This window comes from Streptomyces sp. NPDC088810, assembly GCF_044750305.1.
Taxonomy (GTDB): Bacteria; Actinomycetota; Actinomycetes; order Streptomycetales; family Streptomycetaceae; genus Streptomyces.
Map to the genome: position 1 here is coordinate 97,540 of NZ_JBIVJQ010000006.1, position 21,718 is coordinate 119,257.

Consider the following 21,718-nt stretch of genomic DNA (forward strand, 5'->3'; position numbering starts at 1 on the left):
GGGGCGGTCAGGCGGCGTCGTGGAAGACCAGGCCCAGCGTCCGCCGCCGCCCGGACCGCACGGTGCTCACCCCGTGCCGCATCGCCCCGGCCGACCAGCCGCGGCGCGTGCGCACGGGCCGGTCCCGGGTGGTGAACACCAGGCCGTGCCCCTGCCGCAGGACGCTCGCCGTCCCCCGGGACTGGGCGCGCGGGCGCTGTTCCACCATGAGGAACTCCCCGCCGGTGTAGTCGGTGCCGTACGCGTCCAGCGCCACCACCACCTGGAGCGGGAAGACCAGCTCGCCGAAGACGTCCCGGTGCAGGGCGTTCCAGTCGCCCGGCCCGTACCGCAGCAGGATCTGCGCCGACCGGTCCTGGCCGGCCGCGTGGCAGCGCGCCAGCCACGCGTCGAGCGAGTCGGGCCAGGGGGCCGGGCGGCCCAGCCGGGCCGCCCAGTCCCGGGCGACGGGCAGCAGCCGGGGATAGAGCGCGGCCCGCAGCGCGGCGACCGGGGCGGGCAGGTCGTGGGTGAAGTAGCGGTACTCGCCGGAGCCGAACCGGTGCCGGCCCAGGTCGACCGTGGTGCGGAACAGCTCCGGCTCGTCGTACAGGGAGGCCACGTCCGCGCACTCGGCCGGCGTCAGCAGCTGGCCGGTGGGCGCGCTGCCCTGCTCGTCCAGCTCGGCGGCGAGCGCGGCCCAGTCGGTGCGGGCTGTCCGGCGGCGGGCCTCGGCCCGGGTCAGCGTCATGGGTCCTCCTGTTCCGTCCCCCTCCGGCTCGTTGCGTCGCTGTCGAGTCTGCCGCGCGGCGCGGTGCGCGACCGGCGGAAACCGGACACCGCCCTCGGAACCTGCCGGTACCGCACTGATCCCGTACTGACCTGGGGATATTTACGCTTGAGTACCCGCGCGGTACCGTGTGGGGCATGCCTGCTCTCAACGTGGAGTTCAGCGAACGGGAACTCGAGGACCTGCGGCAGATCGCCAAGGAGCGCGGTACGTCGATGAAGGCCCTCGTCCGTGAGGCCGCCGCCGCCGACATAGCCCGGCACCGGGCCCTGCAGGAAGGCGCCGAGGCCTTCCGCCGCTTCTTCGCCGGCCACGCCGAGGAGTTCGCGGCGGCCTTCCCCGACGACGAGCGTCCCGCCAAGGGCGAGGCCGCCTGAGCGATGCCCTCCGTCATCCATATCGACGTCCCGTGGCTCCTCCAGCGGCATGAGGAGGTCCTGCCCGACCAGCCCGCCGTGGACGACTTCTCCGCGCTGGTCGCCGCCGTCGCCCGGCACCGGGTGGACCCGCCCCGGCTCGGCGTGGACTCCGACGCGGCCTGGCGCGCCGCCGCGCTGCTGCACACCCTCGCCGTGCTCAAGCCGCTGCCCGCGGCCAACGCCCGCTTCGCCTGCTCCACCGCAGTGGCCTACATGTTCGTCAGCGGCGTCGGCATCGACCCGCCCTACGGCGCCCTCGTCGACCTGGCCCGCGACCTGATCTCCGGCAAGGCCGACGTGTACGGCGCCGCCGACAGGCTCCGCTCCTGGCAGATCTGACCCCGCGCGCCGGCCGGGCCCGCCCCGGCCGGCGGGGGGAAGCCACCGGGACCGCCGGCCGGGGAACGGGCCGTCCGAGGAGGACCGGCTCCCAGTCCACCACCGGCCCGCCGGCTCCGGGAGCGTGCGCGCCCGACCGGTGCGTGCGCACGCTTCACACGGGGCGCATGGGAAATCCGGCCGCTTTTCCGCCAAGCCCTGGCCGGCGGTCCGTTTCTGACTTTCTTTCAAACCGGCTCATGTCGTACGTGCGCCTTGTTGCCCGTGTGGAAGTTGTGCAAGGGTTCAAACGCGGTGAATTTCCGCTCGCACCACGCGCCAGAAGGAATCCGCTCCGTGCTCACCCCCCACCCCCCTCGTCCTTCCTGGCCCCCGGCCGGCGCCGAACCCGGGGAGTCCGACGAGTTCCTCGCCGGCCCGCTGCGGGCCGGCTCCGACGCGGAGGCCTCCCGGTCGGCCGCCCTCCTGATGGCCCGGCACTGGCAGCCGGCCCACGAGTACGCCGTCATCTGCCTGGCCACCCCCGGCCCCCTCGCCCATATGGTCACCGCCACCGCCTTCCACCAGGTCCTCGGCCGGCTGGCGCTCGGCGAACCCGCCGACGCGCTGCGGCCCCGCCTGCTGGTGGCGGTCCGGGACACGGTCCTGAACTGGTCCGCCACGGACCGGATCACCGCCGTACTGCCCGGGCTCGGAAAACCCGCCGGGGGCCGCGGGATGCGCACCGCGCCGACCCTGATACCGGAGAACCGCGTCCTTTCCGACCGCTCGTTCCACGCCCTTTCCCGGCTGGAACAGGCATTGCTGTGGCACACCGAGGTCGAGGCGGAACCGCCCGCCGTGCCCGCCGGACTGCTCGGCGTGGACATCCAGAGCGCGACGGCCGCGCTCGAACAGGCCCGGGAGAAATTCCGCGAGGGCCTGGTGCGCGCCCACCGGGACCTCGCGCCCGGCAAGGAGTGCCGTTACTACAACCGGCTGCTCGACGTGCCGATCCGCCGGGGCGGCACGCTGCTGCCCGACGTCCAGGAGCACCTGACCGGCTGCGCGTACTGCCGGCACGCGGCCGAGCAACTGGGTCACGTCGACGCCGCCTTGGGCGTGCTGCTCGCCGAGGCCGTCCTCGGCTGGGGCGCCCGCCGCTACCTCGACTCCCGCCCCGGCCGCCGCCAGGGCTCAGCCCGCGGCGGCTCCCGGCGGTCCGGCGGACGCCGGCGCGGCGGCGGGCGGCGCCGCGCCGGCGACGGCGGACCCGGGTTGCCGGCCCGGCTTCGCACCGCCCTGGCCGCTCGCCGCTCGCCGGGCGCCTGGTCGTCCCGGACGCTGCTGACGGGCGTCGGCGTGGCCTCGGCCGGGCTGCTCGCGACGGTCCTCGCGGTCAGTGTGTGGCCGGACGGCGGCGACGGCACCGAGCCGGTCGCCACCAGCGCCGTTCCCGGCGCGTCGGCTTCGCCGGGCACCACGGGCCTGCCCGCCGCCGGCCGGCCGGGTCCGCTGCGCAACGCCGCCGGACGGTGCCTGGACGTCAAGGGCACGCCGCAGGCCGGGGCGAGCGCCGTGCTCGCCGCGTGCTCCGGCTCGGCCACGCAGCGGTGGACGTACGAGACGGACGGGCTGCTGCGCAGCGCCGCCGGCACCGGTCTGTGCCTGGACTCGCACGCCGACGCCGGTGTGGTGCTCCTCGGCCGCTGCGCCGACCCCGGCTCGCAACGGGCCGACGACGTGCGCTACGACCTCACTGCCGAGGGCGAGTTGCTGCCGCGGTGGGACCGGACGCTCGCACTCGCCGCCGGCGGTGACCGGGCGGGGGCCGAGCTCGTCGTCAAGGTCCGGGACGGGTCCGCCGGTCAGCGGTGGGCGGCGGCGTGATGCCTGCGGCGCCGTGCCTTCAGGGAGTTGCGCCGCCGGCCTCCACGTCCGACCGCGTCACCGTGCCCGGCCGGGCATGGCCCGACAGGGCCAGCGTGAGGTCGAACTCCGCCAGCAGGCAGCGGATGACGTGCTCGACGCCGGCCCGGCCGTCCAGGCCGAGGCCGTAGACGTACGGGCGGCCCAGCAGGACCGCCCGGGCGCCCAGGGCGAGGGCCTTGAAGACGTCGGCGCCGGAGCGCACGCCGCTGTCGAACAGGACCGTCAGCCGGTCGCCGACCGCGTCCGCGACGCGGGGCAGCGCGTCGGCCGCCGCGACCGATCCGGCCACCTGGCGGCCGCCGTGGTTGGAGACCACCACGCCGTCCATGCCGGCGTCCGCGGCCAGCCGGGCGTCGTCCGGGTGCAGCACGCCCTTGAGGACGATCGGCCCGTCCCAGTGCGCGCGCAGGAAGGCCAGGTCGGGCCAGGTGTGACCGGCGTCCCCGAACAGGCCGAGGAAGTGCAGCACCGCCGCGTTCGGGTCCTCGTGCACCGGCTTGGCGAGGCCGGCCTGGAACGCGGGGTCGGTGAAGTAGTTGGCGGTCCCCACGCCGTGCAGGAACGGCAGGTACGCCTGGTCCAGATCGCGGGGCCGCCAGGCCAGCAGCGGGGTGTCCAGCGTGACGAGCAGCACCGAGAAGCCGGCCGCCCGGGCCCGGGCGAGGAAACTGCGGGTCACCTCCCGGTCCTTGCCCCAGTACAGCTGGAACCACCGCTCGGCGTCCCCCATCGCCTCCGCCACCTGCTCCAGCGGGGTGCTCGACGCCGACGACAGGACGAACGGCACGCCCTGTGCGGCGGCGGCCCGGGCGGCGGCGGTCTCGGCGTCCGGATGCATGATGGACAGCACGCCGACGGGCGCCAGCGCGAGCGGCGCCGGCAGCCTCCGCCCCAGCACCTCGGTCGTGAGGTCCCGCTCGTGCACGTCCCGCAGCATGCGCGGCACGATGCGGCGCCGGTCGAGGGCCTCCCGGTTGGCGCGGGCCGTGCCGCCGTCGCCCGCGCTGCCGGCCACATAGCCCACCGGGCCCGGGCCGAGCCGGTGCTCGGCCAGCTCCTCCAGCCGGGTCAGGTCGGTGGGGAGCCGGGGCACCGCCCCGGTCATCCCGTTCAGATAGATCTCGTACTGGAAGTCCGCCCAGTGCCGTGCCATCCGTCAACTCCCGCCCGTCGTCGGCCGCGCGCACCCGACGATACGTGATCACTTCATGAACACAAGGAGTCATGAAGGGACTTGTGGCGGGCGCAGCCGGAATGTTTCAGGACGATTAACGAACAGCTGATTTTCGGCCATCTGGCCGCTTCGGCGACGGGGGAACGGCTCTGTTCCGGGGTCACGGCGTTCGAATTCCGTGACTTCACGCCACTGATTCAACACGAAAGGTTACTGAAACCAATGGGTTCGATGTGAGTTTCGCCGGTGGAGTCGGCAGAGTGGCGCTCGCCGCTCCGGCACCCGACCGGACCGGAGCCGGCATCTCGTCTGTTCGAGCGGAAGGATGCACACAATGCGGAACACCGCGCGCTGGGCAGCGGCCCTCGGCCTCACGGCCGCCGCCGTTTGCGGACCCCTGATCGGGGCCGCCGTCGCTGCACCGGGCGCCGCCCCGTCGTCGCTCTACGCGCCCTCGGCGCTGGTGCTCACCACCGGCCACGGCAACGACGCGGCCACGGCCACACCTGAGCGCGCCGTCACCCTGAACTGCGCGCCCGCGGCCTCGGGCACCCACCCGGCCGCCGCCCAGGCCTGCGCCGAACTGCGCGGAGTCGGCGGCGACCTCGACGCCCTGAAGCCGGCCGACGGCGTGATGTGCACCAAGGTGTACGACCCCGTCGTCGTCACCGTCCAGGGCGTCTGGCAGGGCAAGCGCGTCGCCTACGAGCGCACCTTCGGCAACGCGTGCATGAGGGATGCCGTCGGCGGCAGCCTCTTCGCGTTCTAGGACCGGGATCGCAGGGGTGCCCCGTGGACACCGGATCAGGCTCGCAACTGGGGAGTGCGGCCCCTGGAGCGGGGAACCTGCGATCTCGCACCGGGGCCGGCGGGCGGAGTGGGGCCGCCCGCCGGGCCCGGGCACACAGCCGCTCCCCGGGCAGTCCGTGGGGGACCGTCCGGGGAGCGGCGAAAAACAAACTGTTTCAACGGAGTGCTCAGGCCTTGCGCCGGTGACTCGTGTCGCACCAGGGGTAGCGGCGACTGCGCCGGCAGGTACACAGAGCGACACGGAACCGGTCCGAGAAGACCGTGCTCCCATCCTCGAGTTCGATCTCCACGGGCCCTTCCACCAGGAGGGGCCCGCGCCGTTGCACGGTGATCCGGCGGGCCCGGCCGGCGGCGGCGTCGGGCGCCGGGCCGGCGGAGTCGTGCGCCGCGCTGTCAGAGGGGTCGTTCGGCACGGATGACCACCAGTTCCTCCCTGTCGTCGGCCGGTGCGAGCAGCCCGCGCCGGCGCAGCCAGTCCTCCCGGGAGCGCAGCACCGGCCCGAAGGCCACCCAGCGGCGCCGCACCACCGCGGCCTTCAGGCCGGCATCCCGCAGCAGCTCCAGGGTGCGGTCCGGACCGCTCAGCGCCGACTGCACGATGAGCAGCATGCCCCCGGGGCTCAGCAGCGCCGGCGCGTCCCGGCAGATCCGGTCCAGCAGCAGCCGCCCGTCGCGCCCCGCGTCCCAGGCGACGGCCCGGCCGCGCGGTCCGCGCCCGGTGTCGGGCGCCGGCACGTAGGGCGGGTTCGCCAGGATGAGGTCGTACGTGCGGCCGCGCACCGGCGCGAACAGGTTGCCGCGCCGGATGCGCACCGGCAGCCGGGACAGCCACGCGTTCAGCCGGGCCGTCCACACCGCCCGGCGGGACACGTCCACCGCGGTCACCTCGGCGCCCCGCCGGGCCGCCGCCAGGGCCAGCGCACCGCTTCCGGTGCCCACGTCCAGCACCCGGGTGCCGGGCGGCGGGGCCACCTCGTCGAGGGCCTCGGCCAGCAGCTCGGTGTCGTCCTGCGGGGCGTACACGCCCGGAAGCATCACAGCGATCACACCGTCCGAATACCCGGGGACTCAGGATGTATGGGACATCTGCTGTTCCAGGGGTGTCTGCGGGGATGATGCCCGGGGCGCCAGGGGTGTCCGCAGGCAGGTCCGTCCCGCGCGCCAGCAGGCGAGCAGCCGCCGGCCCAGCCGGTCCTCCAGGTACTCGGTCGCGTCGATGCCGAAGGCGATGTCCGGCGCCAGCTCCGGCTCCTCGTCGAGCAGTCCGCCGATCACGTCGTGCCGGACGACCTGCTCGTGCACCGCGTCCGCCGTCACGTGCTCGTCGTAGAAGAACTCCGCCGCCGGGCCCGCGCCGGTGCGGCGCATCGCCTCGGCCAGCCGGCGGGAACCGGGCGAGGAGGTGATCTCCACCTCCGCGAAGTGGCCCACCAGCGCGCCGCGCAGCTGGCGGTGCAGGCCGAACAGGGACATCAGGTTCACCACGGCGAGCATCTCGGCCGGGGCCGCGTCCAGGTACCGGCCGTACGCCGTGTCCAGGTCCAGGTCCCGCATCAGGTCGGCGAACAGGCGTGCGTGCACCCGTTCGGCCCGGCCGCCGCCGAACTCGTCGTACTCCACCGCGGCCATCGCCGCCTTGGCCCGGCCCCACAGCCGCGGCAGCACCCAGGCGTGCGGGTCGGCCTCCTTCAGGTGGTACAGCGAGCGCACCGCGGCGTACTCCCGCAGCTGCCACAGCTCGCCCTCGGCGGACAGGAAGTGGGAGACGCCCGTGCCCTCGGCCGGCTCCACCAGGAGGGCGGCGAGCGCCTCGTCCAGGCTGTCGTGGACCGGGGTGTCGGCGCGCAGCGCGGACCGGAAGCGCTCCTCCAGCGCGGCCCGCACGCGCAGCAGCTCCGGGTCCCACTCGGCCTGGGGCGGGACCCCGGCGAAGCCGCGGTAGTGCAGCTCGTAGCACAGGTAGAGGGCGAGCTGGAGGTCGTCGCCGTACGGGTCGGCGGCCGCGGCGTCCCCGGGGCGGGGGAGCGGGCCCGTGCCGCGCAGGTAGGCCGTGACCGCGGCGGAGAGCGGGCCGCGGGACGGGGGCAGCAGGGGGTCTCGCAGATGGTCGTTCATGCGGCTCGGGTACCCGGCTCCGAGGGAAGCACGGGTGCGACCGGGGCGCCGGCGACGAGGGCGGCGCCCACCAGCGGGCTCCATGGCGCCCTCCGGCACCCGGCCCGCCCCGATGGGCGCGCGCCGCCCGGCTCAGTCGCCGTTCGCCTGCTGCTGCGCCCCGGTGTTCGGGGTGATGGCGTCCCCGGCCTCGCCCGAGGCGGCCTGGTCCTCGTCGCGCTTCTCGGCCTCCTCGACCTCCCGGAGCACCTCCTCCAGGGCCGTCTCCGGCCGGTCCTCGTGGTCGTTACGGTCGTTGCCGCCAGGCATGACGTCTCCTTCCGTCGGCGAGGTGATCTCCCCTGCGAGTTACCCGACGGGGCCTTCCCAAGCGTCCCCCGGACAGGACGGGGGCCGCCGTCTCCCTGCGGACGGCGGCCCCCCGGGCCCGGACGGGCGGCTGTCACATGTGGACGACGGGTGCGGCGCCCGCGTCCTGCTGCGGCACCCCGCGCCGGTAAAGGAGGAACGCGATCACCGCGCCCGCGCCGAAGAGGACCGCCGACCACCCGAAGGCGGTGGTGTAGCTCTCGATCGTGGCCTGCGCCCGCACCAGCTTGCTGGTGGCGTCCCGGCCGGACAGGTAGTCGGTCGCGGCGCCGGCCGCGAGGGTGTTCAGCAGGGCCGTGCCGATCGAGCCGCCCACCTGCTGCATGGCGTTGACGGTCGCGGAGGCCACGCCCGCGTCCTCGGCCGCGACCCCGCCGGTGGCCAGCTGCATGGCCGGCGGCATGACCAGGCCGAGGCCGACACCGATCACGATCAGCTGCGGCAGCACCGCGCCGAGGTAGTGGGAGCCGAGGCCGATGCCGGTCAGCCAGGCCATGCCGGCCGTGGCGATGGCGAAGCCCAGCGGGATGACGGCCTTCGGGCCGAGCCGCGGGAGCAGCATCGTGGTGCCGGCCTGTGCGGTCACCATCAGCGCGCCGACCATCGGCAGGAACGCCACACCGGTCTTCGTGGGGCTGAAGCCGAGGTTCAGCTGGAGGTAATAGGTCAGGAAGAGGAACACGCCGAACATGCCCGCGCCGGTGATCAGCACCGCGAGGAAGGAGGCCGCGCGGTCCCGGTCGAGCAGGATCCGCAGCGGCAGCAGCGGGTGCGCGGCCTTGGTCTGCCACCAGGCGAAGGCTGCCAGCAGCAGGCCGCCCGCGGTCAGGAAGCCCCAGGTCAGCGGCGAGTCCCAGTCGTGCGTCTCGGCGTTGGAGAAGCCGTAGACCAGGCCGAACAGACCGGCGGCGACCAGGATCGTGCCCGGCACGTCGAGCCTGGCGTTCGCCGCGTCCCGGTGGTTGCCCAGCAGCAGCCAGCCGCCCGCGAAGGCGACGACCGCGATGGCCACGTTCACGTACAGCGTCCAGCGCCAGTCCAGGGCGTCGGTCAGCACACCGCCGAGCAGGAGGCCGACCGCGCCACCGGCGCCGGCGATCGCGCCGTACACGCTGAACGCGCGCGCCCGCTCCCGGGCGTCGGTGAACGTGGTGTTCAGCAGCGACAGCGCGGCGGGCGCGAGGAGCGCGCCGAAGGCGCCCTGCAGGGCGCGGGCGACGACCAGCATGGTGAAGCCGTTCGCGGCGCCGCCGAGCGCCGAGGCCGCGGCGAAGCCGACGACGCCGACGAGGAAGGCGGGCTTGCGGCCGAACAGGTCGGCGATCCGGCCGCCGAGCAGCAGCAGGGAGGCGAAGGCCAGTGCGTAGGCGGTGACGATCCACTGCCGGTTGCCGTCGGAGAAGCCCAGGTCGGTCTGGGCGGACGGCAGGGCGATGTTCACGATCGTGGCGTCGAGGACCACCATCAGCTGGGCTATGGCGACGACCGCGAGGATCCACCACCGCTTGGGCGAGGCCTCGGCGTGCTCTGTGGCCGCCGCTCCCGCGCGGGAGCTGTCGGCCAGGGTCTTCTCGGGCATGCGGAACCACTCCAGGGAAGTCGTTCGGGTACGGGTCGGACGGCACGGCGGGTACCGGAAGGCACGGCAGGTACCGCGAGGCGAACAGCTCGTAAACGAAACTGTTTCGTACGCTTAGACCTTATGTCACTTCGAGCGAAACGGCAACGTTTCTTTTGGGACGGGCGGGAGCCCGGCCGGCGCTTCGCCGTGCGGGGTGTTTCAGGGTGTGGCGCCCTGGATACACCGCGAAGGTTCGGCCCCGGAGCTCGCGAACTCGTGCACGCCGTCGCAGTGAGGTCGTCACCATGTCCCACGCCCCGTCCCCCGCAGGACCGTCGAACGACACCCGGCCGGTCCCGGCCCCGGCCGGGCAGGCGGCCACCGCCCCGGATCCCGCCCGGGGCGGTACCGCCCTGGTGACGGGTGCCTCCTCGGGCATCGGTGCCGCCGTGGCCCGCCGGCTGGCCGCCGAGGGCGGCTGGCGGCTGGTGCTGAACGGACGCGACGTCACCCGACTGGAGCAGGTGGCCGCGCAGTCCGGAGCGCTCGCGCTGCCCGCGGACCTGACCCGGCCCGGCGCCGAACGCCGGCTCACCGGCCTCGCCCTGGACCACCTCGGTGGCAGGTTGGACCTGCTGGTGGCGGGCGCCGGCGTCGGCTGGGCCGGGGAGTTCACCGGCATGCCCGCCGCACGCATCGACGAGATCGTCGGGCTCGACCTGCTGGCCACCGTGCACCTGGTACGGAGCGTGCTGCCGCACATGATGGCGGCCGGATCCGGACGGATCGTGCTCATCGGGTCCCTCGCCGGCAGCGTCGGCGTGCGCGGCGAGGCCGTCTACTCCGCGGCGAAGGCAGCCCTGGCCACGTTCGCCGACTGCCTGCGCTACGAGCTGCGCGGCACCGGAGTGGGCGTCAGCCATGTCATCCCCGGCGTGGTCGACACCCCCTTCTTCGACCGGCGGGGCACCCCGTACGCACGCTCCTGGCCGCGGCCGGTCCCCGTCGAGCGCGTGGCGGACGCGGTCTGCGCCGCCGTGCTGCACGGCCGGGACGAGGTGTACGTGCCCGGGTGGCTGCGCCTGCCCGCCCGGGTGCGCGGTGCCGCGCCCGGACTCTACCGACGGCTCGCCGCCCGCTTCGGGTGACCGCCATGACCGCCGTCACGGTGCTGCTCGCCCTCCTCGCGGCCCTGTCCAACGCGTCCGCCTCGGTGCTCCAGCGCCGCGCCGCCGTGCAGGAGCCGGACCACGGGGACGGGGCCGGGTCCGTCGTGCGCCGGTTCACCCACCTGCTGCGGCGCCCCTACTGGCTGGCGGGCGCGGGGCTGCTGGCGCTGTCCAGCCTGCTGCAGGCCGGGGCGCTGGCCGTGGGCAGCCTGTCGCTGGTCCAGCCGCTGCTCGCCGCCGAGCTGCTGTTCACCCTCGCCGTGGGCAGCGTCGTCTTCCGGCGCCGCCCGGACGGCCGGACCTGGCTGGCGTTCGTCGCCCTCGCCGGCGGGCTGGCCCTGTTCCTCCTCGCGGCCGCGCCCTCCGCCGGCCGGTCCACCGCGCGGCCGGCGGACTGGCTGCTGGGCGGCGGCGGGGTGCTCGGCGTGGTCGTGCTGCTCGTTGCGGCCGCGCGCCCGGTGCGGGGTGCCTCCCGGGCCGCACTGCTCGGGCTCGCCTCCGCCGTGACCTTCGCCGCCACCGCGGCGCTGCTCAAGGAGGCCGTGGGGCGCCTCGAACAGGGGCCCGCGGCGATGTTCGGGCACTGGTCGCTGTACGCCACGGGGGTCGCCGGGCTCGTCGCCTTCCTGCTGCTGCAGGGCGCGCTCGGCGCCGGTTCGCTGACCGCCTCCCAGCCGGCCCTCACCCTCGGCGACGCGCTGACCAGCGTCGTGCTCGGCTGGGTGCTGTTCGCCGAGTCGATCCACCTGGGCCTGAGCCTGCTGCCGGAGGCCATCGGTGTCGCGCTGATCGGCGCCGGCAGCATCGGCCTGGCCCACGCCGCGTCCGTCGGCGGGGAGTGGGACGCCACGGACCCCGAGGCGTCCCCCGGATCCACCGCCGCTCTGCCGCGCACCCCGAGGAGGTAGGTCACCGATGTCGCCCGTGTCCGGCCGCGCCTGGCGGACGGCCGCCGTCCTGCTGCCGGCCGGTGCCGCCGCGGCCCACGTCGGCCCGGCGGCCACCTGGCTGCCGGGCGTACGGCTGCTGCTCTTCCCCGGGCTCGCCGGCACCGGCCACCGCCGGCACATCGCGCTCACCTTCGACGACGGACCGGACCCGGTGTCCACCCCGCGCTTCCTCGACACCCTGGACGGGCTGGGGGTGCGGGCCACCTTCTTCGTGGTCGGCGAGCACGCGGTCCGCCATCCCGAGCTGCTCCGGGAGACGGTACGGCGCGGACACGAGCTGGGCGTGCACGGCTGGACCCACGACCGGCCCTGGCGGCCCGCCTTCGCCCGCGACGCCGCGGAGGTCGCCCGGACCGTCCGCGCGGTGCACGACCTCTCCGGCCGGCGGCCGCGGTGGTACCGCCCGCCGTACGGCGTCCTCACCACGAGCCGCTGGCGGGCCGCCCGGCGGGCCGGGCTGCGCACGGTGCTGTGGTCGGCGTGGGGCAGGGACTGGACGGCCGACGCCACGCCGGCGTCCGTACGGGCCCGGATCGCCGCGGACCTGCGCGGCGGCGGCACCGTCCTGCTCCACGACTCCGACCACCACTCGGCCCCCGGCTGCTGGCAGGCCACCCTGGCCGCCCTCCCGGCCATCGTCCAGGACTGCCGGGAGGCAGGCCTCACGGTCGGCCCCCTCCACGACCACGTACCGGACGGCTCCCGGGACCGGGTGCCTGCCGTGCAGGGCGGCCGGTCCGGGCGAGTCGGTGGGTGACGGCTGCCGGGCGCGGTGTGGTGCCCTGGCCTGCGGTCGCGGAGGCGTCCAGGTGGGTTCGCGGGTTGGTGGCTGCTGTTCGGGGCGGGCGTGGCGCGGTGCCCCGGCTCGCGGTTGGCCCACCCGCCCCGACCGGCCCGCCTCCGCCAGCAGGGGCCGCGGCACGGCCCCGGGTCGTTCACAGGTCCGTCACGCTGTCCAGGGCGTCCCCCCGGAACAGTGCGTGGCCGCGGGTCACCCGGGTCGTGCGGGTGGGGGAGTCTTCGCGGAGGCGGGTCAGGGCCGTCAGCAGCGCGGGGCCGTCGGGGGCCGGTTCGGACAGGCCCAGGTCGGCCATGCGGCGTACGCCCTCCGCACCGTGGCCGGGCAGCGGGCGGTGGCCGATGACGGGCAGGCCCGCGGCGAGGGCCTGGACGGCGGTCTGGCCGGCGGCGTTGTCCACCAGGGCGTGGCAGGCGGCCAGCAGGCCGGGCATGTCGTCGACCCAGCCCAGGGCGAGCACCGCCGGTTCCCGGGAGAGGCGGGCGAGGAGCCGCTCGTCCCGGCCGCACAGCACCACCGGCAGGTACCCGCCCGCCGCCAGCAGCCGGGCGGTGGCGGCCGGGCGGGAGGCCGCGCCCCAGGCACCTGCGGACAGCAGGACCGGGGGCCGGCCGGGCGCCCGCCGGGCGAACCGCTCCCGCCACCGGGCCGCTCCGGGGGCCGACGCCCGGAAGGGGGGCGCGACCACCGGGCCGGTCGTGACCACGGGCACGGCGAGGTGGCGGCGCACCTCCTCCGCCGCGGCGTCGGTGAGGCACAGGTACCGGTCGTTGCCCGGATGCAGCCACTGCCGGTGCACGGCGAAGTCGAGCAGGAAGACGGCGCTCGGCACCCGCAGCCCGCCCCGGGCCCGCAGATGCCCGGTCAGCTGGGCGGCGAGATGGAACACGGACACCACCACGTCGGCGTCCAGCCGGTCCACCAGTTGCGTCAGCCGGTCCCCGGCGAGCCGGGCGAGCGGGACCCCGCTGGGCCGCCGCCCGGGCCCGCCGCGCAGGAACGCGCCGTAGACGCCGGCGTACAGCCAGGGCAGGTGCCGTACGGACGCCTGGTAGCCGCGGCGGAGCCCGGTGCCCAGGCCGTTCGGCAGCAGCCGCAGCACGTCGGCCACATGGGCCTCGTGGCCCCGGGCCGTGGCCCGGCGGGCGAGTTCGGCGGCCACGGTGTCGTGGCCGGCTCCCATGCTCGCGCTCAGGATCAGCAGGCGCCGCCGGCCGTCCGGCGCCGAGTGGTCTGTGGTGGGCACGGAGTCCGATTCTCCGCCGGTGAGGGGCTCGAACGGCGGACCCGGCGGGCCGTGTCGCCGGACCGGGCGGTCACTCGTGCGCACCAGCGCCCCGCGCCGCCGCCCGCCCTCCGGCTGCGAGTTGCCCGGTGCGTGCCACGCTGGATGAATCGGCACGGGAGAGGGTGTGGGTGGCGAGTACGGGAGGAGCCGTGAGGCGGTTGCGGCGCGGCCTGCACGGCGCGTGGGAGTGGCTGCGCCTGCGGGCCCTGTTCGAGCACGGCAGTGAGCTGGAGCTGATGCACCGGGCCATGGGGTTCGCCACCCTGGCCCTGGTGACGCTGGCGCCGCTGCTCATCGTGGTCGCAGCGGCCGACCCCCTGGTGAGCGGGGGCTTCGCCTCCTGGCTCACCGACGGCATGGGGCTGTCCGGCCGGTCCGCCCACGTGATCACGGACGTCATCAGCCCCCCGCGCAAGGTCATCGGCACCACCAGTGTCTGGAGCGGCATCCTGCTCGCCGTGTTCGGCGTGTCGTTCGGCGGCAGCGTGCAGAACGCCTACGAGCGGATCTGGGGCCTGGCCGCGGGCCCCTGGCACCGGGTGTGGCGGCAGGCGACCTGGCTGATCGTGCTGACGGCGTACCTGTACCAGGAGGTGGCGACCAAGTCGACGCTGTACGGGACGCAGCGGATCGTGCTGTCCACGGTGAGCGGGGTCCTGTTCTTCTGGTGGGGGCAGCGCTTCCTGCTCGGCGGGCAGGTGCACTGGCGCTCGCTGCTGCCCGGCGCGCTGGCCACCGTCATCGGCCTGGCCGGCCTGCGCGCCTTCTCCTACCTGGTGTTCACCCCGCTCATCGTCACCAACGCCCTGAGCTACGGCCCCGTCGGCACCGTACTCGTCGTCGAGTCCTGGCTCATCGGCGTGGGGTTCGTCATCTACGGCGGCGCCATCTTCGGCCGCTGGTTCACCGAGCACCACTGGATGCCGTCCCACCACCAGGACGAGCCGGCCGGCCCGGCCGACGAGGAGCAGCCCGCCTAGGCCAGCTGGCGGCGCACCAGTTCGTGCAGCCGGCCGCCGGTGTCCGCGAGGAGTTCCGCCGGGGCGCCCTGCTGGACGACCTTGCCGTCCTCCATCACGATCACCCGGTCGGCGTCCAGCACGGTCGACAGGCGGTGGGCGATGACGATCCGGGTGGCGTTCAGCTTGCGGGTGCTGTCGATGACGATGCGCTGGGTGTCGTTGTCCAGGGCGCTGGTCGCCTCGTCGAAGAAGAGGATGCGCGGCCGCCGGATGAGGGCCTGCGCGATCATCAGGCGCTGCCGCTGACCGCCGGAGATCGCGCCGTTGCCCGCGACGATCGTGTGCAGCCCCATCGGCATCCGCTTGATGTCCTCCGCGAGCCCCGCCAGCTCGGCCGCCGCCATCGCCTCCTCCGGCGTGTACGGCTCGGCGCCGCAGATGACGTCCATGATCGAACCGGTGAACGGCTGCGCGTGCTGGAGCACCACCCCGCACTGGCGGCGCACCGCCGACTGGTCCAGCGCCGCGAGGTCCTGGCCGTCGTACAGGACGCTGCCGGAGACCGGCCGGTCGAAGCCGATGAGCAGCCGCAGCAGCGTGGACTTGCCGCAGCCGCTGGGGCCGACGATCGCCACGAACTCGCCCGGACGCGCGGCGAAGGACACGTCGTCCAGGACCAGGGGGCCGTCGTCGGCGTACCGGAAGGAGAGCCGGCGGGCCTCCACGGCGCCGGACAGCGGGCCGGGCCGGGTGCTCGCCGTGCGCACCTCGGGCGTGGCCTCCAGCACCGGCCTGATCTCCTCGAACAGCGGCAGCGCCGCCACCGCCGAGACGAACGCGCCGGTCAGCTGGGTGACCGAGGTCAGCACCATGGTCACCGACGTGCTGAAGGTGAGGAAGTCCGCCGCCGACATCGCCCCCTTGGCCGGGCCCGCCAGCAGCATGAACATCAGCAGGGTGCACACCGGCAGATAGACCGCGCCGAGGACCGTGGTGAGGTTCTTGATCCGGCCGACCCGCTGCTGGAGCTCCCGGCTGCGCGCGAACTCCCGCGCCCAGGCCGCGTACGCGTAGTTCTCGGCCGCCGCCACCCGCAGCTTGGGCAGCCCGCGCAGGGTCTGGAACGCCTGGTTGTTCAGCTTGTTGCCGAGCGTCACCAGCCGCCGCTGCCAGCGCACCTGCCACAGGCCGAGCCCGGTGAACACCGCCCCGATCACGACGAGCATCCCGATCGCGGCCGTCGCCATCGCCGGGCTGTACCAGAACAGCAGGGCCAGGTTCATCGCGCCCACGGTCACCGACTGGGCGACGACCGGGCCGACGCCCGCCAGCAGCCGGCGGATCGCGCTGATGCCCATGGCCGCACTGGCCAGCTCACCGGTGGAGCGCTGGGTGAAGAAGCGGGTGGGCAACCGCAGCAGCCGGTCCCAGACGGCCGGCTGGAGCGCCGCCTCGATACGGCCCTCCAGACGCAGGATGGACAGGTTCTCCAGCAGCGTGAACGCCGCCGCGACCACTCCGCTCACCATCACGGCCAGGCACACCTGGACGATCAGGCCCTCCTGGGCCCGCGGCACGTACTCGCCGAGCACCTTGCCCGTGGCGATCGGCACCAGCGCGCCGATCGCCACCGTCACCAGCCCCGCGAGGAGCAGGTTCAGCAGGTCGGCGCGGGTGCCGCGCAGGCTGAACCGCAGCAGCCCGAGCGGCCCGAGCCTCTTGTCGGGCAGCGGCCGGTAGAACATCACCGCGCGCGGCTCGAACTCCTCCGCGTTCGCCTTCTCGACGGGCGTCTCGCGCCCCGTCCCCGGGTGTACGGCCACATAGCCGCCGCGCCGCCACAGCAGCGCGACCGGCGCCCCGGACAACGCGCGGTGGCCGACCAGCGGGCCCACGTCCTCGCGCCACCAGCGCCCGTCCAGGCGGACGGCCCGGGTGCGTACCCGGGAGGCCAGCGCGACCCGTTCCACCGGGTCCAGCCGGTCGCTCTCGGTGCCGCTCTGCGCCGGCTCGGCGAGCCGGATGCCGGCCGCCTCGGCGACCAGCTTGCAGGCCGCGTAGGTGGCGTCCGCGTCGGCCGACGTGGTCCGGCGCGAGGAGCGCTTGCCGATGGAGGCCAGCAGGGTCCGGTCGGCCTGGGCGCGCACGGCCTCGCCGGCCTTGATCCCTTCGGCCGTGCGGTTCTCGTGGGTGCGCTCCACCTGCTCGATCCACCGGTCCAGCGCGGTCAGCAGCCGGTACTGCTGGTCCACCAGGCTCTGCCACAGCGCGGGGTCCATCAGCAGGTCGGCGGCGGCCTCCGCGCCGTACAGCGAGCCGTACTGCACGCTGCCCGGCGGCACCTGCATCCAGAAGACCTCGTCGTCGGCCGGGGCCGCGGCCCGCTCCTCGGCCAGCGGTGCCTGGAAGAGGACGGACAGGCCGCGGCCGACGCCGAGGGCGAGCGCGTACTCCAGCGGACTCGACGTCGGCGGCACGTACTGCGGGTTGCCGTACTCGTCGTACGACCAGGTCTGGGTCTGCGCCGGCTGGTACAGCTCGCGCAGGCTGACGCGGTGCACCACGCAGTCCCGGACCGGGCGGGCCACCAGGGTGTGCTCGGGCCCGGCGACCGGGCCGAGCAGCAGGGTGCCCGCCTCCAGCCGGCCGAGGTGGTGCCAGTGCCCCTGCTGGGCGGCGTCCACCGCGAACAGGTCCAGCGCGCCGGCCGCGACCAGCCACAGCACCTGCGGACCCTCCAGGTCCAGGCGGCCCAGGCCGGCGCAGTCCAGCCGCGTGCCCAGCGAGCCGAGCGCCCCGAGGACGAGGTCGCCTTCCGGTACGGACGTCATCTCACCGCTCCCTGACCAGCGCCGCGTACGCGCCGCCGCGCGCCACCAGCTCCTCGTGCCGCCCGCGCTCCACGACGGTGCCGTGCTGGAGGACGACGATCTCGTCGCTGTCGCGGACCGTGCTCAGCCGGTGCGCGATCACCACGCAGGCGCAGCCGCGCCGCCGCAGGTTGTCCATCACGACCTGTTCGGTCTCCGCGTCCAGCGCGCTGGTCACCTCGTCCAGCACCAGGATGCTCGGCCGGCGCACCAGCGCCCGCGCGATCTCCAGGCGCTGGCGCTGCCCGCCGGAGAAGTTGCGCCCGTCCTGCTCGACCCGGCTGTGGATGCCGCCGGGCCGGCGCATGACCACGTCGTACAGCGCCGCGTCCTTCAGCGCTTCCACCACGGCCTCGTCGGGGATCGACGGGTCCCACAGGGCCACGTTGTCGCGCACGGACCCCTCGAAGAGGAAGACGTCCTGGTCGACGAAGGAGACCGAGGCGGCGAGCGCGCCGCGCGGGATGTCCTCCAGCCGGCGGCCGTCGATGCGGATCACCCCGTCCCACGGCGTGTACAGGCCCGAGATCAGCCGGGAGACCGTGGACTTGCCGCTGCCCGAGCCGCCGACCAGCGCCACCTGCTGCCCGGGGCCGACGGTCAGGTCGAAACCGGTCAGCAGCGGCTGGTCCAGCGGGCTGTAACCGAAGGTGACGTTCTCCAGCTCGACGTGCCCGTGCAGCCGCCGGGTGGACTCGCCGCCGCCGGGGCGGGCGTACAGCGGGTCGGCCTGGAAGTTCTCCACGTCCTTCAGCCGGGCCACGTCGGCCGCGAAGTCCTGGATGCGGCCCGCCACACCGTTGAGCCGGGTCAGCGGCGCGGTGAAGCGGGTGACCAGGGCCTGGAAGGCGACCAGCAGACCGACCGAGATGTGCCCCTCGACCGCGCGGAGCCCGCCGATCCACAGGATGAGCGCACTGTTGAAGGTGGCGAGCGTCGGCGCGACCACGCCGAGCCAGGCGCTCGGCACGCCGAGCCGCTGCTGCTCCTCCAGCGTGGTGGCGTGCTGCCCGGCCCACTTGCGGAAGTAGCCGTCCTCGCCGCCGGTCGCCTTCAGCGTCTCGATCAACTGCAGGCCGGTGTACGAGGTGTTGGTCAGGCGCGCGGTGTCCGCGCGCAGCTTCGCCGTCCGGGTCGCGCGCAGCCGTACGACGAGCCGCATGGCGACCACGTTCAGCAGGGCCACGGCGATGCCGACGAAGGTCAGCTGCGGGTCGTAGGTGTAGAGCAGGACCGCGTACAGGACGACCACGATCGCGTCGACGCCGGCCGCGGCGAGGTCGCGGGCCAGGGTCTCGGCGACCTGGTCGTTGGACTGCAGGCGCTGCACCAGGTCGGCGGGGGAGCGCTGGGCGAAGAACGTCACCGGCAGCCGCAGCAGATGGCGCAGGAAGCGGGCGCTGGAGAGGGTGGAGGAGATGATCCGGCCGTGCAGCAGGTTGGCCTGCTGGAGCCAGGTCAGCACCAGCGTGAGCAGCACACAGGCGGCCATCGAGGTGAACAGCACGCCCAGCAGCGAGGTCTGCCCGCCGATGAGGAACATGTCGATGTAGGTGCGGCTGAGCGCCGGTACGGCCGCGCCGACCGCCACCAGCAGCAGGCTGGCCAGCACCGCCGCCGGGAGGGTGCCCGCGGTGCCGCGCAGCCGGGCCGGCATCGCGCCGAGCACACCGGGCCGGCGGCCGCCCGTGGTGAAGCCCTCGCCGGGCTCCAGCACCAGCACGACCCCGGTGAAGCTGCCGTCGAACTCCTCCATGGGCACGAAGCGCCGGCCCTTGGCGGGGTCGTTGACGTACACCCCGCGCCGGCCGAAGCGGCGGCCCATGCCGTCGTAGACGACGTAGTGGTTGAACTCCCAGAAGAGGATGGCCGGTGCCCGCACCTCGGCGAGGGCGGCCAGGTCCATCTGCATGCCCTTGGCCGTCAGGCCGTAACTGCGGGCCGCCTTCAGCAGGTTGGAGGCGCGCGAGCCGTCGCGGGAGACACCGCAGGCGATCCGCAGCTCCTCCAGCGGGACGTGCCGGCCGTAGTGGCCGAGGACCATCGCGAGGGAGGCGGCGCCGCACTCGACGGCCTCCATCTGGAGCACCGTGGGGGTACGGACCGTGCCGGTCCGCGACCTGGGCACCGGCCGCTTCGCGGGGGCCGCGCGTCTGCGGCCGCGGGTTTCCTGGGCGGTGGTCACGGGAGCAGCCAATCGACGGGACGCTGGTCGGCGAGCCGGACCGAGCCGGTGGCGAGGGTCATGGAGTCGAGCCGGAACGGCGGCCCGCCGGCGGTCGACCAGCGGTAACCGCTCTTGGTCGACGCGGACGTGTCGAGTTCCACCAGGACGGCCACCGGGCGGCCCTTGCGGGTGAACTGCTCGCCGAGCTGGCTGTCGCCGAGGAACGCGGAGATCGACTGGGCGGACTGCGCGGTGCGGTCCACCGACTTCACCTGGCCGCGCAGCACGCCGTACTGCTGTGTGGGCACGGAGGACACGGTCAGGTCGACGGAGGCGTGCGCCGGGATGGCGGCGGCGTTCTCGGCGGGCACGTACACGGTCGCGTACAGCGGGTCGGAGGCGTGGGCGACCTTCTCGACCGCGGCGACGTTCGTGCCGGTCTGGATGATCTGGCCGATGGTCGCCGCGAGCGTGGTGACGCGTCCCGCGGCGACGGTCCGGACCACCGTGTCGCCTTTGGCGGTACGGACCTTGAGTACCGGCGCGTCGGCGGGCAGCCGCTCGCCCTGCCGGGCGAGGACGGCCGTCACCTGTCCGGCCACCGGGCTCTGCAGCAGATAACTGCCCTGCCCGTGGGTGAGGATGGCGGGTGCGCTCACCGTGGAGGCGACCGAGCCGGTCACCGCCCACACGGAGGCGGCGGCCATGACGACGACGGTGACGCCGAGCGCGAGCCAGCCCTGCGGGCGGGCAAGCCGCACCGGAAGGTCCAGCTCCTCCGGTGACTGGAGCTTGGCGAGGGCCTGTTGGCGGAACTGCACGGGACTTCCCTCACCTGTGGGAGAGACGCATGTGTGTCAGGGCATCGCTGAGCCCCGGAGCCGTGGGACGGCTCCGGGACGGCGATGGCACCGAAGTGCGATCAGAGACCGGCGACCAGGCCGTTGACCGGGGCGGTGTTCAGGCCGGAGACGCCCTCGACGGTGCCGACGACCGTGTTGACCAGGCCGGTGACGCCCGGAGCGATCTCGTTCACGGTGCCGAGGGTGCTGTTGAGCGTGTTCACGGACAGACCGCCGGAGACGTTGTCCAGCTCGGCGTCCGAGATCTCGACGGTCTCAACCTGGGGGGTGGAGTTCATGGTGGAACTTCCCTTCATATGGATATTTCACAAGGGGGAGCGGCCCCCTCTGGGGACAGACGGACGGCCGCGACCGCGGGCGCCGGGCACCCGTCTCCGGGGGCCCGCCGGTCCCTGCGGTGCGATGGATCAAAGCACGCACGCGGGGCGCGCTTCCAATCAACCAGGGCTCTCACCTGGGCACTTGCCACGCGAAGGGTTTCATCCGTGCAGGTCTGCGCACGCCTTGTCAGCGACTCCTTCACATGCCGCACGGCATCGTCGCGGCGGCCGGCTCGTCCGCCGGACGGCGAATCCGGCACTCCTCGCCAAAGGCGTGTCAGGGGGCGCGTGATTGTGCAGATCCCCCGGTGCCCGTGAGGTGCCTGAGTGCGGGATGTGCAGATTCCCTGAAGGGAGGATTCCGCTTCGGCTTCGAAGCTGACCGTTACCGGTAAGTAGCTGAGCGTGTCGGCTCGGTCGCCGACCGAGTCTGTCAGCCGAGGATCGCGTAGACCGTGCTCGCCCGGGCGGCGAGCGCACCCGAGGCGGCATCGCTCAACGTGACGTCCGCGAACGCCATCCGGCGGCCCAGCTTCGTCAGGACCGCTTCGATCAGGACATCCGCACCGGTCACCGCCCGCTGGAACGAGGTCGACTGCTGCACCGTCGTCATCGGCACGAACCCGCCCCGCGCGGCCGACACCGCGATCACCGTCGCCGTGTCCGCGGCCGCCATCAGCGCCTGCCCCGAGAGCCCGCCGCCCTCCCGGGCCAGCCGGTCCGACCAGGGCAGCCGCAGCACGGCCCGGTCCTCGCCCACTGCCTCGACGGTCAGCCCGAGATCGAGCACCCAGGGGGCGAAGTTGACGGAGAGGATCTTGTCGGCTTCGGCGGTGGTCATCGTCATATGGGGGATTGTTCCC

General features: G+C 74.3%; 21 protein-coding genes. 8 read left to right on the forward strand and 13 right to left on the reverse strand.

Annotation, left to right across the window (positions count from 1 at the left end; translation table 11 throughout):
• Nucleotides 1-7: 7 nt before the first annotated feature.
• Complete coding sequence (locus ACIP4Y_RS20865; protein WP_401395450.1) at nucleotides 8-730, reverse strand: 2OG-Fe(II) oxygenase; 723 nt, start codon at nucleotides 728-730, stop codon at nucleotides 8-10.
• A 176-nt stretch (nucleotides 731-906) separates the two neighbouring features.
• Here ACIP4Y_RS20865 and ACIP4Y_RS20870 point away from each other — a divergent pair, with 176 nt between their 5' ends.
• From ACIP4Y_RS20870 to ACIP4Y_RS20880, 3 genes are all read left to right on the forward strand, one after another.
• Complete coding sequence (locus ACIP4Y_RS20870) at nucleotides 907-1,146, forward strand: hypothetical protein (protein WP_030344647.1); 240 nt, start codon at nucleotides 907-909, stop codon at nucleotides 1,144-1,146.
• Nucleotides 1,147-1,149: 3 nt separating this feature from the next.
• Nucleotides 1,150-1,527 (forward strand): toxin Doc, encoded by a 378-nt coding sequence (locus tag ACIP4Y_RS20875; protein WP_401395453.1) that lies wholly within the window; start codon nucleotides 1,150-1,152, stop codon nucleotides 1,525-1,527.
• Between the two features lie 336 nt (nucleotides 1,528-1,863).
• A complete protein-coding gene (locus tag ACIP4Y_RS20880) occupies nucleotides 1,864-3,396 on the forward strand; it encodes an RICIN domain-containing protein (protein WP_401395456.1) in 1,533 nt (510 codons plus the stop codon).
• 19 nt (nucleotides 3,397-3,415) lie between these two features.
• Here ACIP4Y_RS20880 and ACIP4Y_RS20885 read toward each other — a convergent pair whose 3' ends face one another.
• A complete protein-coding gene (locus ACIP4Y_RS20885; RefSeq protein ID WP_401395459.1) occupies nucleotides 3,416-4,591 on the reverse strand; it encodes a lactate 2-monooxygenase in 1,176 nt (391 codons plus the stop codon).
• A gap of 355 nt (nucleotides 4,592-4,946) precedes the next feature.
• Here ACIP4Y_RS20885 and ACIP4Y_RS20890 point away from each other — a divergent pair, with 355 nt between their 5' ends.
• Nucleotides 4,947-5,381 (forward strand): protease inhibitor, encoded by a 435-nt coding sequence (locus tag ACIP4Y_RS20890; protein ID WP_401395462.1) that lies wholly within the window; start codon nucleotides 4,947-4,949, stop codon nucleotides 5,379-5,381.
• Nucleotides 5,382-5,589: 208 nt separating this feature from the next.
• Here the strand turns inward: ACIP4Y_RS20890 and ACIP4Y_RS20895 are convergent, their stop codons facing one another.
• From ACIP4Y_RS20895 to ACIP4Y_RS20915, 5 genes are all read right to left on the reverse strand, one after another.
• Nucleotides 5,590-5,835, reverse strand: coding sequence for a CDGSH iron-sulfur domain-containing protein (locus ACIP4Y_RS20895; RefSeq protein WP_401395465.1), 246 nt, complete (start codon nucleotides 5,833-5,835; stop codon nucleotides 5,590-5,592).
• Entirely contained in the window at nucleotides 5,816-6,457 is a 642-nt protein-coding gene (locus ACIP4Y_RS20900; protein ID WP_401396125.1) for a HemK2/MTQ2 family protein methyltransferase, read from the reverse strand. Before ACIP4Y_RS20900 ends, ACIP4Y_RS20895 begins: the two co-directional genes overlap by 20 nt.
• A gap of 33 nt (nucleotides 6,458-6,490) precedes the next feature.
• Entirely contained in the window at nucleotides 6,491-7,537 is a 1,047-nt protein-coding gene (locus ACIP4Y_RS20905; RefSeq protein WP_401395468.1) for an iron-containing redox enzyme family protein, read from the reverse strand.
• 132 nt (nucleotides 7,538-7,669) lie between these two features.
• Nucleotides 7,670-7,846 carry a hypothetical protein gene (locus ACIP4Y_RS20910; protein ID WP_358641292.1) on the reverse strand — a complete coding sequence of 59 codons (177 nt, stop codon included), beginning with the start codon at nucleotides 7,844-7,846 and terminating at the stop codon, nucleotides 7,670-7,672.
• Between the two features lie 133 nt (nucleotides 7,847-7,979).
• Nucleotides 7,980-9,485, reverse strand: coding sequence for an MFS transporter (locus ACIP4Y_RS20915; RefSeq protein ID WP_401395472.1), 1,506 nt, complete (start codon nucleotides 9,483-9,485; stop codon nucleotides 7,980-7,982).
• 287 nt (nucleotides 9,486-9,772) lie between these two features.
• Here ACIP4Y_RS20915 and ACIP4Y_RS20920 point away from each other — a divergent pair, with 287 nt between their 5' ends.
• From ACIP4Y_RS20920 to ACIP4Y_RS20930, 3 genes are read left to right on the forward strand one after another with little or no spacing between them, the layout of a single operon-like run.
• Nucleotides 9,773-10,615 (forward strand): SDR family NAD(P)-dependent oxidoreductase, encoded by an 843-nt coding sequence (locus ACIP4Y_RS20920; protein ID WP_401395475.1) that lies wholly within the window; start codon nucleotides 9,773-9,775, stop codon nucleotides 10,613-10,615.
• A gap of 5 nt (nucleotides 10,616-10,620) precedes the next feature.
• A complete protein-coding gene (locus ACIP4Y_RS20925) occupies nucleotides 10,621-11,544 on the forward strand; it encodes a DMT family transporter (RefSeq protein ID WP_401395478.1) in 924 nt (307 codons plus the stop codon).
• A gap of 7 nt (nucleotides 11,545-11,551) precedes the next feature.
• Complete coding sequence (locus ACIP4Y_RS20930) at nucleotides 11,552-12,343, forward strand: polysaccharide deacetylase family protein (protein WP_401395481.1); 792 nt, start codon at nucleotides 11,552-11,554, stop codon at nucleotides 12,341-12,343.
• Between the two features lie 178 nt (nucleotides 12,344-12,521).
• On the opposite strand, the gene ACIP4Y_RS20935 is transcribed toward ACIP4Y_RS20930, so the two are convergent.
• Entirely contained in the window at nucleotides 12,522-13,631 is a 1,110-nt protein-coding gene (locus tag ACIP4Y_RS20935) for a galactosyldiacylglycerol synthase (RefSeq protein WP_401395484.1), read from the reverse strand.
• A gap of 191 nt (nucleotides 13,632-13,822) precedes the next feature.
• On the opposite strand from ACIP4Y_RS20935, the gene ACIP4Y_RS20940 reads away from it, so the two are divergent.
• Nucleotides 13,823-14,653 carry a ribonuclease BN gene (locus ACIP4Y_RS20940; protein WP_401395487.1) on the forward strand — a complete coding sequence of 277 codons (831 nt, stop codon included), beginning with the start codon at nucleotides 13,823-13,825 and terminating at the stop codon, nucleotides 14,651-14,653.
• On the opposite strand, the gene ACIP4Y_RS20945 is transcribed toward ACIP4Y_RS20940, so the two are convergent.
• The 5 genes from ACIP4Y_RS20945 to ACIP4Y_RS20965 all read right to left on the reverse strand — a co-directional run bounded on the left by ACIP4Y_RS20945 (nucleotide 14,650) and on the right by ACIP4Y_RS20965 (nucleotide 21,702).
• Entirely contained in the window at nucleotides 14,650-17,466 is a 2,817-nt protein-coding gene (locus ACIP4Y_RS20945) for an NHLP bacteriocin export ABC transporter permease/ATPase subunit (RefSeq protein WP_401395490.1), read from the reverse strand. The two genes, ACIP4Y_RS20940 and ACIP4Y_RS20945, sit on opposite strands and share 4 nt — an antisense overlap.
• A gap of 1 nt (nucleotide 17,467) precedes the next feature.
• A complete protein-coding gene (locus ACIP4Y_RS20950; RefSeq protein ID WP_401395493.1) occupies nucleotides 17,468-19,690 on the reverse strand; it encodes an NHLP family bacteriocin export ABC transporter peptidase/permease/ATPase subunit in 2,223 nt (740 codons plus the stop codon).
• Nucleotides 19,687-20,493, reverse strand: a complete 807-nt coding sequence (locus ACIP4Y_RS20955) for an HlyD family efflux transporter periplasmic adaptor subunit (protein WP_401395496.1) — start codon at nucleotides 20,491-20,493, stop codon at nucleotides 19,687-19,689. Before ACIP4Y_RS20955 ends, ACIP4Y_RS20950 begins: the two co-directional genes overlap by 4 nt.
• Nucleotides 20,494-20,594: 101 nt before the next feature.
• Entirely contained in the window at nucleotides 20,595-20,813 is a 219-nt protein-coding gene (locus ACIP4Y_RS20960) for a type A2 lantipeptide (protein ID WP_358641273.1), read from the reverse strand.
• 475 nt (nucleotides 20,814-21,288) lie between these two features.
• Nucleotides 21,289-21,702, reverse strand: coding sequence for a PaaI family thioesterase (locus tag ACIP4Y_RS20965; RefSeq protein ID WP_358641271.1), 414 nt, complete (start codon nucleotides 21,700-21,702; stop codon nucleotides 21,289-21,291).
• Between the last annotated feature and the right edge of the window lie 16 nt (nucleotides 21,703-21,718).

What these genes read in the sequence shown, in the direction of transcription:
- ACIP4Y_RS20865 (WP_401395450.1), bottom strand. Translation starts at nt 730, where the DNA reads ATGACGCTGACCCGGGCCGAGGCCCGCCGCCGGACAGCCCGCACCGAC.
- ACIP4Y_RS20870 (WP_030344647.1), top strand. Translation starts at nt 907, where the DNA reads ATGCCTGCTCTCAACGTGGAGTTCAGCGAACGGGAACTCGAGGACCTG.
- ACIP4Y_RS20875 (WP_401395453.1), top strand. Translation starts at nt 1,150, where the DNA reads ATGCCCTCCGTCATCCATATCGACGTCCCGTGGCTCCTCCAGCGGCAT.
- ACIP4Y_RS20885 (WP_401395459.1), bottom strand. Translation starts at nt 4,591, where the DNA reads ATGGCACGGCACTGGGCGGACTTCCAGTACGAGATCTATCTGAACGGG.
- ACIP4Y_RS20890 (WP_401395462.1), top strand. Translation starts at nt 4,947, where the DNA reads ATGCGGAACACCGCGCGCTGGGCAGCGGCCCTCGGCCTCACGGCCGCC.
- ACIP4Y_RS20900 (WP_401396125.1), bottom strand. Translation starts at nt 6,457, where the DNA reads ATGCTTCCGGGCGTGTACGCCCCGCAGGACGACACCGAGCTGCTGGCC.
- ACIP4Y_RS20905 (WP_401395468.1), bottom strand. Translation starts at nt 7,537, where the DNA reads ATGAACGACCATCTGCGAGACCCCCTGCTGCCCCCGTCCCGCGGCCCG.
- ACIP4Y_RS20910 (WP_358641292.1), bottom strand. Translation starts at nt 7,846, where the DNA reads ATGCCTGGCGGCAACGACCGTAACGACCACGAGGACCGGCCGGAGACG.
- ACIP4Y_RS20915 (WP_401395472.1), bottom strand. Translation starts at nt 9,485, where the DNA reads ATGCCCGAGAAGACCCTGGCCGACAGCTCCCGCGCGGGAGCGGCGGCC.
- ACIP4Y_RS20920 (WP_401395475.1), top strand. Translation starts at nt 9,773, where the DNA reads ATGTCCCACGCCCCGTCCCCCGCAGGACCGTCGAACGACACCCGGCCG.
- ACIP4Y_RS20925 (WP_401395478.1), top strand. Translation starts at nt 10,621, where the DNA reads ATGACCGCCGTCACGGTGCTGCTCGCCCTCCTCGCGGCCCTGTCCAAC.
- ACIP4Y_RS20930 (WP_401395481.1), top strand. Translation starts at nt 11,552, where the DNA reads ATGTCGCCCGTGTCCGGCCGCGCCTGGCGGACGGCCGCCGTCCTGCTG.
- ACIP4Y_RS20945 (WP_401395490.1), bottom strand. Translation starts at nt 17,466, where the DNA reads ATGACGTCCGTACCGGAAGGCGACCTCGTCCTCGGGGCGCTCGGCTCG.
- ACIP4Y_RS20960 (WP_358641273.1), bottom strand. Translation starts at nt 20,813, where the DNA reads ATGAACTCCACCCCCCAGGTTGAGACCGTCGAGATCTCGGACGCCGAG.
- ACIP4Y_RS20965 (WP_358641271.1), bottom strand. Translation starts at nt 21,702, where the DNA reads ATGACGATGACCACCGCCGAAGCCGACAAGATCCTCTCCGTCAACTTC.